The organism is Rufibacter sp. LB8 (genome assembly GCF_014876185.1).
In the GTDB taxonomy this organism is placed as follows: Bacteria; Bacteroidota; Bacteroidia; order Cytophagales; family Hymenobacteraceae; genus Nibribacter.
In genome coordinates this window covers 3748932-3762233 of record NZ_JADALJ010000001.1, presented here as the reverse complement: position 1 = coordinate 3762233, position 13302 = coordinate 3748932, and the positions used below count along the sequence as shown (strand labels likewise).

The following is a 13302-nucleotide window of genomic DNA, read 5'->3' as shown; positions in this document are numbered from 1 at the left end:
AGCCGAAAACAGGAATATGTTTTTCTGCCGCAAGTTTAGCTATAGCGTAACTTGTGGTTTTAAATCTGGTGAGCTTATAAACGAATGTAAGTTTATAAACTTACAACGTGTGCAGCCACAAGTTACGCTCGCGCTAAACTTGCGGCAGATAAGGTAAAATTGCTTTCCGTTTTAGGGCTCATTTCTGGAAACGGAGCCGAAAACGGAAAATAAGGAAAAAGAAAGAGCCCCGCTTTTACAGGCGGGGCTCTTTTTATGTTCATTTGAACAGCCGGGGCTATTCTGCTTCTACGGCGCGGTCCTGGAGACCATTCACTTCTGAATACGCCGATTTCAATTCTATCTCGTCGCCGTGTTCGTCCATCACTTTAAAGTCTGTGAGGGCCAAAGACGTGTCTTTGACAATGTTCACCCACTTCATGTACTTCAAAAACCACCTCCGCTGTTTGGAGATGAAGCCCTTGGTGTAGTACGCGTGCAGGAACGGGTGCACGTACAAGCTAATGTTTTTCTGGTTTTGCCGCGTCAATAGATCTTCAATGGTCTGATCTATGTCATCGGTGACCAAAATACTGGCTGAGATTTTACCGCTGCCTTGGCAGGTGGGGCAAACTTCGCCGGTTACAATGTTCTGCTCAGGCCGTACGCGCTGGCGGGTGATTTGGCACAAACCAAACTTGGAGATGGGCAGCACGGTGTACTTAGACCGGTCTTTCTTCATCTCGTCTTTGACTACATCAAACACTTTCTGGCGGTTCTCGGCAGATTTCATGTCAATGAAGTCAATCACAATGATCCCGCCCAGGTCCCGGAGGCGCAACTGACGCGCTACCTCTTTTGCCGCGGTAAGGTTCACATTCAAAGCGGTGGCTTCCTGGTCCGTCTCGGAGTTGGATTTGTTCCCGCTGTTTACATCTACCACGTGCAGCGCCTCTGTGTGTTCTATCACCAGATACCCGCCGCCCGGGATGCTCACTGTCTTCCCGAACAGGGATTTCAGCTGCTTTTCAATGTTAAAGTGTTCAAAGGTCTTGACTTTGCCCGAGTAATGCTTCAGAATCTTCAGCTTGTCTGGGGCAATGGTCTCAATGTAAGTCTTGATTTCGTCATGTAATTTGGCGTCATCCACCACAATGCTGTCAAAACTTTCATTCAATATGTCTCTCAACATGGAGGAGGAGCGGCCTAGCTCCCCAATTACCTTGTCGCGCTCCTTGGCGGTGCGCAATTTGGTGATGCCTTCTTCCCAGGTAGCCAACATGCCGCGGAGGTCCTTGTCTAGTTCCGCCACTTCGCGGCCTTCGGCCACGGTACGGATGATCACCCCAAAATTTTCCGGTTTAATGGACATAATGAGGCGCTTTAGACGCGTACGCTCTTCTTTGCTCACTATTTTCTTAGACACGCTTACCGTGTTAGAAAATGGCACCAGCACCAGGTAGCGGCCTGCCAGAGAAATCTCACAAGAGAGCCGGGGCCCTTTGGTGGAGATTGGCTCCTTTACAATCTGGACCAAGATCTGCTGCCCTTTTTTAAGGACATCAGCCATTTTGCCCAACTTGTCTATCTCGGGTTCAAACTTCTGGCCGGTTAGCTTGGTAGACGTGTTTTTCTGGGTCTGCACCGCTTTCACGTATTTATTGAGAGTCTTGATGTTCTCCCCTAAATCATGGTAGTGCAGGAACGCGTCTTTGGTGTAGCCAATGTCAATGAACGCTGCGTTCAGACCGGGCATCACTTTCTTCACGGTTCCCAGAAAAATGTCTCCTACAGAGTAGTTGGTATCATTTCTATCAAAGTGATACTCTACCAGGCGCTTGTCCTGCAGAAGGGCTATTCGTTCTCCATCTTGAGTAGAATTAATAATTAATTCGTTACTCAATGTCTTAGTGTCTAAGTTAGAAGAATATACCAAAGCCCAGCATCACCGCAAGGCGGCAATGTGGGCTAGTAGTTAAATAAGCGAATGCCTATTTTTTCTTATGTCTATTCTTTCTAAGACGCTTCTTTCTCTTGTGAGTAGCAATCTTATGTCTTTTTCTTTTTTTACCGCAAGGCATAGTATTGATTTTTTATGGTTGAAAATATTTTGACTCTTGTTTACTCGGCGCTGTTGAGGCGTTGCAGGTAACTGTCTACAGATGCCAATACCTCGGGCTCTTTGCTCAGTTCCTTTACTTTCAGAAACGCTTTCTGCGCTTCTTGCTTTTTGCCGGTCTCGGCCAATGACACACCCAGGTAGAACGTACCGTCTACGTGGTTGGGGTTCACGGCCAATAACTCCCTGAAACGCTCTACCGCCCGCTCATATTGGTTGGACTGCATAGACAAAACCCCCAGGTTGAAAATGGCCTTCTCATTTTTAGGGTCAGCGGCTAGCACTTCGCGCAGCAGCGTGATGCCCTGCATGGGCGTTGGGCCGGCAATGTAGGTCATGGCCAGGTTGGTTTTGGCGTTCAGGTTGGCCGGGTTGTTTTTCAGGACCTGTTGGTACAGGCTCTGGGCTTTCTGGCTTAATTGGGCAGATCGCTCCTGCGTTGCCGCAAAGGTGAACGCCTCAAAGTACTGGTCGGCTGCTTTCCTGAAACTCTGCTCACCTGGCTTTACCTGGGCCACCTGCTCGTAGAAGTACCCGGCGCTGTCATGCTTGGCAATGGCCGCGTATTTCTGCGCCAGTTCATCAGCTAGTTTGGCTTTGGCCTGGCTGTTGGCCTCCCGGTTGAACTTGGCCCGCATGTCAGCAATTTCTTTCAACTGCGCGGGGCTGGCTACAATGTGGGCGTTGGCGGGGTTTGCGTTTGCTGGGGCAGCTGCCTCTGTGGCGTGGTCCTCATGGCCCGGATGGTTGGGGTCATGGTCTGACGCGTCAGGAGTGGCAGTTGCGCCGGCTGCGGCAAATTCACCGGCCCCTTTCTCTTTGTTGATGATTACTTTGGGCAACAGCGCCATGAGCACGACGAGCACCACAGCCGTTACAACCAGGGCTATCTTACCTTTTGACATACGCTACTTGACCGGAAATAATTATAAAACAATGAGTTAGGGGGTAAAGATACTAAAAACTAGGAAACTACGGCTTCTTTGATCTTCTTGCTGTTCTTGATTTTGGCTACAAACGTCTTAGAAGGCTTGAAGCTAGGAATAAAGTGCTCGTCAATGATGATAGAGGTGTTTTTGGAAATGTTACGGGCCACTTTTTTAGCGCGCTTCTTGTTCACAAAGCTTCCAAAGCCACGCACGTAGATGTTATTACCATCGGCCATAGAATCCTTCACTACTTTGAAGAATGCCTCTACTGTAGCCGCAACGTCAGATTTCTCAATCCCTGTCTTATCCGCAATCTCTGATATAACTTCTGCTTTAGTCACTTTTTAACTGATTTTAAGTAATTGAGTAATTTTGTCTTGTCTTTACCGCATTGCTACGGCACCCCTCAAACGGGGGCACAAAGGTAAGGGCCTTTTTTGGTTAGAAAAACTATTTATTTAAAAATCTGTTGAACTTGCCACAGCGTAATAGCAGCAAACCAACACGTTAAACCCCTTGCATGGCCGCAGCCTCGCCTTCTTTTTTCAGCCAAACGCTTATTGCCTGGTACCACCGCCACCGCCGCCCTTTGCCCTGGCGCGAAACCACAGACCCTTACGCCATCTGGCTGTCTGAGGTGATCCTGCAGCAGACGCGCGTGCGCCAGGGCTTGCCGTATTACCTCAGATTCATAGAGAGTTACCCCACGGTCCACGCTTTAGCTAACGCCCCAGAAGACGAAGTATTGCGCCTGTGGCAAGGCCTTGGGTATTACTCGCGGGCCCGCAACCTGCACTTCACGGCCAAACAAGTAGTGACTGAATTTGGGGGGCGGTTTCCTGAATCATACCAGGGTCTGTTACAGCTCAAGGGCGTAGGCAGTTATACCGCGGCGGCCATTGCATCTTTTGCTTACAGAGAACCCGTGGCCGTGCTGGACGGCAACGTGTACCGGGTCTTGGCCCGGGTCTTCGGCAGGCACGAAAACATTGCAGCCCCTGCCAGCAAAAAAGTGTTTGAGCAACTGGCCAATGACTTGATTCCGGCCGCAGAACCAGACACCTTTAACCAGGCCATTATGGAGTTTGGGGCTATTCAGTGCACGCCGGTAGCCCCAGATTGCCTTTTCTGCCCGCTGCAGCAGACGTGCTATGCGTTTCAGCATGGCTTGGTGAACGTGCTACCCGTGAAAGAGAAGGCCAAAAGCAGCCGCGAACGGTTTTTCCATTACCTGGTACTTCAGCATGAAAACGGCCTTTATCTGCGCAAACGCCCGGGCAACGACATCTGGCAGAGCCTCTATGATTTTTATAGCTTAGAAACCGAGACCAGGGCTTTGCCGCCAGAAACCTTGCAGCAACAGGCCGGGCATTTGCTTGCAGAACCTGCTACCACGCTGGTGAGCACCGGCAAAGTGTACAAGCATGTGCTGAGCCATCAAAAAATCTTCGCGCAATTTTATCTGGTTTCGTTGCCCAGCCGTTTAAGGGAGGAGCAGCTAGAGAACATAGGCTTGCAGCTATATTCACTGGACCAGATAGAGGCCTTGCCCAAGCCGGTGCTTATTGATTCTTTTTTGAGAGAACGCTTTTTTTAGTTATATTGTAAGAGCATATTTGAAGTCTGATTTCGCGGCGCGAAGGCAAGAATTCAAGGTAGCTCCTGATAAATAAGTTTGTACCCCCTTTATAAACCCTATGGCAAGCATTAACAAAGTAATCTTGATTGGCAACCTGGGCAAAGACCCCGAAGTGCGTCATTTAGAAGGTGGTGTGGCTGTGGCCCGCTTCCCGTTGGCTACTTCTGAGACCTTCAAAGACAAGAACGGCGAGCGCCAGGAGCGTACAGAATGGCATAACATAGTGTTGTGGCGCGGCCTAGCAGAGGTGTCTGAGAAATACCTTAAAAAAGGCCAGTCGGTGTACATTGAGGGCAAGATCAGGACCAACAGCTACCAGGACAAAGAAGGCGTGCAGCGCTACAGCACCGAGATTGTGGCCGACAACATGACCATGCTGGGCAGCCGCAACGAAGGCGGGTCCCAAAACGGCGGCGGTGGCGGAAGCTACAGCAATGAATCTTCTAACAGCGGCGGCGGTGGTAACATGTCGGCTAGCAACGGTGGCAACAGCGGTGGCGGGGCGGCCAAAGAAACCAGCGGCGGCAGAGCTTCGGCCTCTTCTTCTTATGACGCTGAGCCCGACGATCTGCCGTTCTAATCCCTATTTGTTGAACTAACGCTTATACTTTGGAAAGTATACCTCCCTTAGGAGAGCCCTCCAGTTGGGGCTCTCCGCTTCTTTTCACCCTCACTGAAAGCAATCAGTCCCAAGCGTATGGCCTGCTGGCCGTGGCGGGCCTGCTTTTCATTTCCATTTTCCTGCTTACGGCCGCCATGGCCTCGTTCCAGCGCTTTTTAGCACCCTACCAAGACAAACCCTTGGGCACCAAAGAAGGCGCCAAGCTGCAGAATTTGCTGCAAACCCCAGAAAAGGTAGTACTGGCCGGCGTGTTTGTGAACAGTCTGTTGCATTTGCTGCTGGCATTCTGTGCTTATCGGTTTTTCACCACCACTATTTTAGAGGCATTTGATTGGCAGCACCTGTTATGGTTGGCCAGCGGCCTGGCGCTTGCTTTGTGGCTGGTCAAGACCATGGCTGTTGCCTGGGGCAAGCATCAGGGCACCGACGGTCAGCCGGCGTTCTTCCCCATTACCCAAATGGCCAACACCCTGGGCGCCCCGTTTGTGGCGGTGTTCCTGCCGCTCCGGAACATGACCCAGCGCACCAGAACCGCCTTTGGCGCACCCACCGCCGCCGAAGAACTGACCAATAGTCTGGACCAGACCGCCAACAACCAGCCCATGTCGCCGCAGGAAAAAGGCTTGCTGAAGGCCATCGTGAATTTCAGCTCCATTACCGTTCGGCAGATCATGCGCTCCAAGGTGGAAGTGGTGGCGTTTCAGCGGCGCTTGCCTTTTCCGGCCCTTATCAAGCAGATTCAGCAGCACGGCTATTCCAGAATTCCGGTGTTTACTGATGGGCTGGACAAAATGGACGGGGTGCTGTATGTGAAAGATTTGTTGCCGTACCTTACCGCGCCCCAGGATTTTGTCTGGCAGAACCTGATCAGAACACCGTACTTTGTACCCGAGACCAAAAAGATTGACGAACTGCTCCGCGAATTCCAGGAACGCCGCGTGCACATGGCCATTGTGGTAAATGAATACGGCGACACCACCGGTTTATTGACCCTGGAAGATGTGATTGAGGAAATTGTAGGCGAAATACATGACGAATTAGACGACGAAGAGGACCATTACTATACGCGTATAGATGATCACACGTTCCTGTTTGAGGGCCGCACCTCTCTGCATGATTTCTGCAAGATTGTAGACCCACCCGCCGAACTTCTGAAAGACGTGCGCCAGGAAGTGGAATCGGTGGCGGGGCTCATGCTGCGGCTGTTCTCCCGCATTCCGCATACCGGCGAGGAGATTACGCTAGGGCCCTACGTGTTCAAGATTGAAGCCGCCGACAGTAAAAAAATAAAGCAAGTACGCGTGCATGAAACGGTGCCGCACCACAACAATGAAGAATAGCAAATCCCTGTTTGCGGCTGCGGCCTTCTGCGTCAGTTTATTTTTGGCCAGTTGTGCCTCTGATGACTACACGCCCAAGCCCAAAGGCTACAACCGCATTGACCTGCCGCAGGCCAAATACCAGCCCCTGCAAGAAAAGCACCCGTACACGTTTGAGCACTCAGTATACGCCAAGGTGCTCAAAGATTCCTCTCGCCTGGCTGAACCGCACTGGATAGACCTGTATTACCCGCAGTTCAAGGCCAACGTGCAGCTTACCTACAAGAACTTTAACCAAGATCCCAAAGTGTTCAATGACTTGGTGGAAGACGCGCGCAAGCTCACCGGCCGGCACCAGATTAAAGCCTACGCCATTGAGGAAAGCCAGATCCAGACGCCCACTGGCATCACGGCCAGCGTGTTTGAACTAGAGGGCGAAGTCCCCAGCCAGTTCCAGTTCTACCTAACCGACAGCAGCAAGCATTTCTTCAGGGGCGCCCTCTACTTCAGAACCTCCACCGCCAATGACTCGCTGGCCCCCGTGATTGAGTATATGAAAAAAGACATCGTGCATTTACTGAACACCCTGCACTGGACAGACCAGGTGAAGAAGTAGATTTTCCGTTTTCGGGCTCATTTCTGGAAATGAAGCCCAAAACGGGAAAGCGAGAAAGGAAATGTGAAAGCCGAACGGTATCTTGAGGATGCTGTCCGGCTTTTTTTGTTTATAATTGGGAAAAAATTATCTAAATATTTAATGTAGTTATCATTTTAAAAATACACCATGCAAAAAGACTATACAAAGGTTTTACTAGATTTTAAATCCATACCACGAATTAAAAGAACTCGGACTTTTATGGAGATTTCTGGGTATCCACATTATGAAAATGTTTGTAGTAACATTTTAAAATTCTATCTCAATCCAAAAAATGAACATGAATTAAAAGATTTAGTAATTAATTCCTTAGCCCGCCTAATTGATAAGAATTTTAAATTTGATATAGACTTTGAAGAAGTCGAAATTCTTAGGGAGATTAAAACCATAAATGACAAAAGGCTAGACTTATTAATTCTAACAGAAAATTATGCGATTGGAATTGAAAACAAAATTTTCCATCACTTACATAATGACTTGGGAGACTATAACAATACTGTAAATTCATATTGTTACAATTCCCGCAAACCAATCTGTATTGTTTTGTCTTTAAACAAATTAACTTCTGTAGAAGATATAGAAAAAATAAACAACAGCAATTTCATTAATATTACTTACGAGCAAATTTTCTTGAACATCAAAAAGAATATTGGCAAGCACTTAAGTAGCAACAATTTGAGTTATGTCAATCATTTAAATGATTTCATGAAAACTATAGAAAACTTAACTCCAAAAACTATGGAAAACAGAGCCTTATGGGCATTTTTTAAAAATAATTCAGAAGCAATTCAAGAATTAACAGATGGTTTTACATCATACAGGAACTCACTATATCAGCAAGTATATAGATTGAACGAGACTTTACCACAAAGTGAGTTTGCTCCTCTAGTCAAAAAACAATGGATTTGGGATGGAAGGAGAGAAGGTCACAATAAATTAGCATTAGTACATGATTACAAAATAAACAACTTATATTTTATATCAATTGACACATGTATCGATATTAATGGTTGGGAAATTCAGCTTTTCGGCAGAAACAACCAATCAGCAGAGTATCTTTTCAACATTATGTGTCAGAACAAAGACTTTTTGCCACAGCCCCTCGAAAATTTTGAAAGAAATGACAGATTGATATATTTCAAGTTTGACACAGATGCAGAAATAGCCGCAGTTGCTCAAAAACTAACTGACCTTCTTGCAAGAATTGAACAATATAAGATACGTACAGAAGGAATTGTAATAGACAATTTAATATAGCCTTAACGCACTGAATTGACAGTCAGCGAATCTGGTGAGGTTAAACATTGGATAACTTCAATTGAATATTTATCCACCACCCTAAATTAACTTATTTAATCACTAAAAAAGTTGCTTTCCGCCTCATTTCTCAAAACGAGCCCGAAAATACATCTCCCCAAAAAGAAAAGCCCCGGCTAAACCGGGGCTTCCAATTGCCACTCAATGGCGTAACGCTTACCAGCGTGGAAGGTGCTTACCAGTAACCCGTACTAGCCTAGCGCAGATTGTCCCTCCTTTCTTTGGTGAGTAGATAATCTATATACGAAAGCTTCTATTTTTAGCTGCGTTTTCAAAAGGAACAAATACGGCATTTCGCCAGAGCACACCAACAAATTTAAAGTCGAAGTTCAGCGGGCAAACCTGCAGGGCAAATTAGTCCGCGTCAGGTCTTTTCTGTAATTTTACAGAGCGGCTTGGCGGGCGTTTTCGGGCTCATTTCCGGAAACGAGGCCAAAAACGGAGCTGCGTCTGCTATAGGTGTCTTCCGGTTTTTTCCATACCAAAATTGAGTTTCTGAAGGGCGTGGGGCCCCAACGCGCGAACCTGCTGCAGCTGGAGCTGGGCATTTTCACGTACGGCGACCTCATCCAGCACTATCCCTTCCGGTACATGGACCGCACGCAGTTCCACGCCATCGCGGATCTGAATGAAGACATGCAATACGTGCAAATCAAAGGTCGAATCTTAGAGAAAAACCTCTTGGGTGAAGGCCGAAAGCAACGCTTGAGTGCCATCATTAGAGACGCGTCTGGGGAGATGGAGCTGGTTTGGTTCAAGGGCGTGAAATGGATGAACGTGCAACTGAAGGTGAACCAGGAATACATCGCATTCGGGAAGCCCAGTTTGTTCAACGGCAGGTTTAACATGGCTCACCCTGACCTGGAGGAAGCCTCTGAAGTAAAGGTGGAGCAAACCTACCTGCAGCCCGTTTACCACACCACCGACAAGCTCAAGAACCACCGCGTAGACAGCAAAGTCATCAGTAAAATGATGATGGAACTGCTCAAGCTGTCGCCCACGCACCTACCCGAAACGCTCACGCCTGACCTGGTGGACAACTACCGCCTGGTGTCTAAGCGCGAGGCCATGATTCAGATTCATTTCCCCAAAAACTGGGACACGCTGCAGGCCGCGCGGTTCCGGCTCAAGTTTGAGGAACTCTTCTACACCCAGCTCAAGCTCCTGCGCACCCGCACCAAACGCAAAGCCGAACTGGCCGGACAAATTTTCAGCAAAACGCCCACGCTCACCGAGTTCTATAAAAACCACCTGCCCTTTGACCTCACCGGCGCCCAAAAACGCGTGGTGCGCGAGATTTACCAAGACGTAATAGCGGGCAAGCAGATGAACCGACTGTTGCAGGGCGATGTGGGCAGCGGCAAAACCATCGTCGCGTTCGTGACCATGCTCTTAGCTACGGATAACGGCGCGCAAGCCTGTATCATGGCACCCACAGAAATTCTGGCTGACCAACATTACCAAGGCTTAAAGCATTTCGCAGAGAAACTAGGCATCCTGCTGGGCAAACTCACCGGCTCCACCAAAAAAGCAGACCGAAGAATCCTACACGAACAACTCCGTTCCGGCGAAATGAAAATGATTGTTGGGACACACGCCCTGCTGGAAGACGAAGTGCAGTATCAGAACCTCGGGCTTTGCATCATTGACGAACAGCACCGCTTTGGTGTGGCGCAGCGCTCCAAGCTCTGGCAGAAGAACCCACGCATCATTCCGCACGTGCTGGTCATGACGGCCACGCCAATCCCCCGCACGCTGGCCATGACCCTGTACGGCGACCTGGATGTTTCTGTGATTGACGAAATGCCCGCCGGAAGAAAAGAGATCATCACCGTGCACCGCTATGACAGCAACCGCCTGAAAGTCTTCGGGTTTATTAGAGAGCAGATAAAGCTGGGGCGGCAGATTTACATTGTGTACCCGCTCATTGAAGAATCTGAAGGTCTGGAATACAAAGACCTAATGGACGGCTACGAGAGCATCACCCGCGCGTTCCCAGAGTACCAAGTGAGCATGGTACACGGAAGATTAAAGCCAGCCGACAAAGACTACGAAATGCAGCGCTTCGTGAAGCACGAGACGCAGATTATGGTGGCCACCACCGTAATTGAAGTAGGCGTGAACGTGCCAAACGCCAGCGTAATGGTGATTGAAAATGCCGAACGATTTGGATTGGCGCAGCTGCACCAGCTAAGAGGCCGCGTGGGCCGGGGTGCTGACCAAAGCTACTGCATCTTAATGACGGGCTACAAACTCAGCAAAGAAGGCAAAACGCGCATTGAGACCATGGTGCGTACCAACAACGGCTTCGAGATTGCCGATATTGACCTGAAACTGCGCGGACCGGGAGACTTGATGGGCACCCAACAGAGCGGGGTGCTGGACTTGCTGATTGCAGATCTGTCTAAAGATGCCACCATTTTAAAAGAGAGCCGGGTGGCGGCGCAGGCGATCATAGAAAAAGACCCTGACTTAAGTCTTCCGGAGCATGCCAACTTGTTGCGGCATATTCGGTCACTGAGTGCCAACGCCGTGAATTGGAGCCGGATCAGTTAGACTAAAGTCAGGGCCTCTGAAAGAGGGAAAAAATTCTTAGTTCAACGAGTAAGTAAAGTTTTTCTCAGGATTTCCTATTTTAGTTACAGGTTCGTTTTTTTGATTAGTAGGCTGTGCAAACGGCAAAGAAGGCTTTTCTCCTAAAGAATAAATATTCTGTGTAGCCACTCCGTTTTGTTTCACAATTGTTGTTGAAGCGTCTTCTTTTAAGAATTTTCCGACCAGAATCATTCCCACCAGCACCAACATCTTAAAAATAAATTTCATATACTACTCGTTAATTTTCACTTGCTATCAGGCTCTAGCGCAGGGGCTTTAGAAGAGATAGTTTTACTTTAATTTCTTTGCTTACCACCACACCGCTCTCCCCCACCTGAACTTATCAACTCAATAAGCCTAGGTATGTACGGGCAACCTTTGTTGAGGTTCTGCAACTGGCATAAAAACTTATCCACAAGTTGCAGTATGACCGTAAATAGTACTTTCACACAGAATGCTATGGTATTTAGCAGCCTGCCCAATGCGGGTGCAAAGATAGGCGCAATTTTATTAATAGGCTAGCAATTAATTATTTACATTTTCATCAATACTATTTTAGTAATTCTCTTTCATGCGCTAAACAGTTCCTAAGGCGGCATGGCGTATATTTACGGTAGGTACAAATATGAATTTTATGCGGCTCTATTTCTTTAGAACATCATGGCTTGCCGTGCTCTGCCTCCTTTTTTGCCAACAAGCAGCCACGGCGCAGAAGATAAAATCTGTAGCATTCTCCTACGCCCCTGAGACCACCGGTGACCTCTACAACCAGCGCATTCCGCGCAAGGCGTTCCCGGTGGGCGGTGCTGATTTTGTCATCTTAAGCCGGAAATCGGCGGATGCCTACGCGGTGGAGCGTTACGGGGCAGACCTCAAAACCAAATGGTCTTCGCCCATTGCTCTGCTAAGGCAGGAAACCGTAGAAGCTTTCTCTGTAAACGGCACCACTGCCCTGGTCATCACCCACCGCTTGCTGGCCGACCAGGGAAGCCAGGCCCTGTATGCCCGCCTGATAGACCTCACCACCGGCAAAGAAGTACAACAGAAGAAATTGCAGGAAGCCCCCAGCAAAAGCAGGCGGCTGAATGTGGCCCTTTCTGAAGATGGGTCTAAGCTGGTCACCTACCACACCATCACGCAAGATGAGCAGCTGCAGTCCATGCAGGCCCAGGTGTTTGACGCCTCTTTGCAGAAACTGCGCGACCGCCTCTATGACTTCAGGACTTCGCAGGGCCAGGTGAGCGCGCGGGTTATGATTGACAATGCCGGGTTCCAGTACGTGACCCTGCTCACCGACAACGCCATGCGCCTGAGCGTGCGCCGCTACAACAACCAGGACAATGAGATCAAGGTCATGGAAGTAATGGTAGGCGGCGTGTTCAATGGTGTAAAAATGTACGTGATAGATGCCTTTTACAAGGTGCAGCAAGACAGCAGCCTCTACGCCGCCGTACTTGTAGCCGAAGAGAATACCGGCACCTACCAGGCCCTTAAAATGGTCAAGTTTGACTACACCATCAACAACATGCGCTTCGCGGATGAGTTTCAGTTCACGCCCGCCTTCACCCAGAAGCTCAACCAGGCCACCGGCGCAGAGCGCATGGAAGACATTTACCTTTCAGACATTCTGGTAAGCGCAGAGGGCCACTCGTTGATTATGGCCGAAAAGAAATTCACCGAAGGGGGCGAGACCAGCCCCTACCACGCCCGTGAACTTCTGCTCTTCGCCTATGATGAATACCAGAAACCCACCTGGAACTCCGTGATTCTCAAAAAACAGACCGCTCCGTCGCAGGAAGGCTTCTCAGGCATTTCCTACAGGGCCAATTTGTTCGGGAACCGGCTACAGCTGCTCACCCTGGAGACGCTCAAGGGCAAGACCGATCTGTACAACCGTTCCCTGCACCTGCTCACCGGCGCCGCCGAACCGCCCAAAGCCGTGGGTTTGAACGTAGCCAATGACATGGAAGTGGCCTACGCCAAAGACTTCACCACCTGGCTGGACGAACGCACCATCATCACCGTCACCCGCCCTTCCAAAGCATCGGCCGGTCTCAGGTTGAGCCGCCTCACGTTTAAATAAAATTTCCGTTTTCGGGCTCGTTTTCAGAAATGAGCCCGAAAACGC

The 13302-nt window shown here is 49.1% G+C and carries 11 protein-coding genes; 7 read left to right on the top strand and 4 right to left on the bottom strand.

From position 1 onward, the window contains the following. Positions 1-277: 277 nt before the first annotated feature. The 3 genes from IMY23_RS15695 to IMY23_RS15685 form a co-directional block, all read right to left on the bottom strand. Positions 278-1882: an Rne/Rng family ribonuclease gene (locus tag IMY23_RS15695; protein WP_192823003.1), complete on the bottom strand. Its 1605-nt coding sequence runs from the start codon at positions 1880-1882 to the stop codon at positions 278-280. Between the two features lie 218 nt (positions 1883-2100). Then, positions 2101-3003, bottom strand: a complete 903-nt coding sequence (locus IMY23_RS15690; RefSeq protein WP_225986522.1) for a M48 family metallopeptidase — start codon at positions 3001-3003, stop codon at positions 2101-2103. Between the two features lie 59 nt (positions 3004-3062). Continuing rightward, entirely contained in the window at positions 3063-3368 is a 306-nt protein-coding gene (locus tag IMY23_RS15685; protein ID WP_048922421.1) for an HU family DNA-binding protein, read from the bottom strand. A 179-nt stretch (positions 3369-3547) separates the two neighbouring features. Here IMY23_RS15685 and mutY point away from each other — a divergent pair, with 179 nt between their 5' ends. From mutY to recG, 6 genes are all read left to right on the top strand, one after another. Beyond that, positions 3548-4624 (top strand): A/G-specific adenine glycosylase, encoded by a 1077-nt coding sequence (gene mutY, locus IMY23_RS15680; RefSeq protein WP_192823002.1) that lies wholly within the window; start codon positions 3548-3550, stop codon positions 4622-4624. A gap of 100 nt (positions 4625-4724) precedes the next feature. Next, complete coding sequence (locus IMY23_RS15675) at positions 4725-5246, top strand: single-stranded DNA-binding protein (RefSeq protein ID WP_192823001.1); 522 nt, start codon at positions 4725-4727, stop codon at positions 5244-5246. Between the two features lie 29 nt (positions 5247-5275). After that, positions 5276-6628, top strand: a complete 1353-nt coding sequence (locus tag IMY23_RS15670) for a transporter associated domain-containing protein (protein ID WP_192823000.1) — start codon at positions 5276-5278, stop codon at positions 6626-6628. Then, positions 6618-7223, top strand: a complete 606-nt coding sequence (gldD, locus tag IMY23_RS15665; RefSeq protein ID WP_192822999.1) for a gliding motility lipoprotein GldD — start codon at positions 6618-6620, stop codon at positions 7221-7223. The genes IMY23_RS15670 and gldD overlap by 11 nt, the downstream gene beginning before the upstream one ends. A 168-nt stretch (positions 7224-7391) precedes the next feature. After that, positions 7392-8519 carry a PD-(D/E)XK nuclease family protein gene (locus tag IMY23_RS15660; protein WP_192822998.1) on the top strand — a complete coding sequence of 376 codons (1128 nt, stop codon included), beginning with the start codon at positions 7392-7394 and terminating at the stop codon, positions 8517-8519. Positions 8520-9038: 519 nt separating this feature from the next. Beyond that, complete coding sequence (recG, locus tag IMY23_RS15655) at positions 9039-11135, top strand: ATP-dependent DNA helicase RecG (RefSeq protein WP_192822997.1); 2097 nt, start codon at positions 9039-9041, stop codon at positions 11133-11135. Between the two features lie 36 nt (positions 11136-11171). Here recG and IMY23_RS15650 read toward each other — a convergent pair whose 3' ends face one another. Then, the gene (locus IMY23_RS15650; RefSeq protein ID WP_192822996.1) at positions 11172-11402 is read right to left on the bottom strand and encodes a hypothetical protein; all 231 of its coding nucleotides are present in this window, start codon (positions 11400-11402) and stop codon (positions 11172-11174) included. 406 nt (positions 11403-11808) lie between these two features. Here IMY23_RS15650 and IMY23_RS15645 point away from each other — a divergent pair, with 406 nt between their 5' ends. Next, positions 11809-13257 carry a hypothetical protein gene (locus IMY23_RS15645; RefSeq protein WP_192822995.1) on the top strand — a complete coding sequence of 483 codons (1449 nt, stop codon included), beginning with the start codon at positions 11809-11811 and terminating at the stop codon, positions 13255-13257. Positions 13258-13302 lie beyond the last annotated feature (45 nt).

Excerpts from the sequence above, each read along its gene's own strand:
- IMY23_RS15675 (WP_192823001.1), top strand. The coding sequence starts at position 4,725 with ATGGCAAGCATTAACAAAGTAATCTTGATTGGCAACCTGGGCAAAGAC.
- gldD (WP_192822999.1), top strand. The coding sequence starts at position 6,618 with ATGAAGAATAGCAAATCCCTGTTTGCGGCTGCGGCCTTCTGCGTCAGT.
- IMY23_RS15650 (WP_192822996.1), bottom strand. The coding sequence starts at position 11,402 with ATGAAATTTATTTTTAAGATGTTGGTGCTGGTGGGAATGATTCTGGTC.
- IMY23_RS15645 (WP_192822995.1), top strand. The coding sequence starts at position 11,809 with ATGCGGCTCTATTTCTTTAGAACATCATGGCTTGCCGTGCTCTGCCTC.
- IMY23_RS15690 (WP_225986522.1), bottom strand. The coding sequence starts at position 3,003 with ATGTCAAAAGGTAAGATAGCCCTGGTTGTAACGGCTGTGGTGCTCGTC.
- mutY (WP_192823002.1), top strand. The coding sequence starts at position 3,548 with ATGGCCGCAGCCTCGCCTTCTTTTTTCAGCCAAACGCTTATTGCCTGG.
- IMY23_RS15660 (WP_192822998.1), top strand. The coding sequence starts at position 7,392 with ATGCAAAAAGACTATACAAAGGTTTTACTAGATTTTAAATCCATACCA.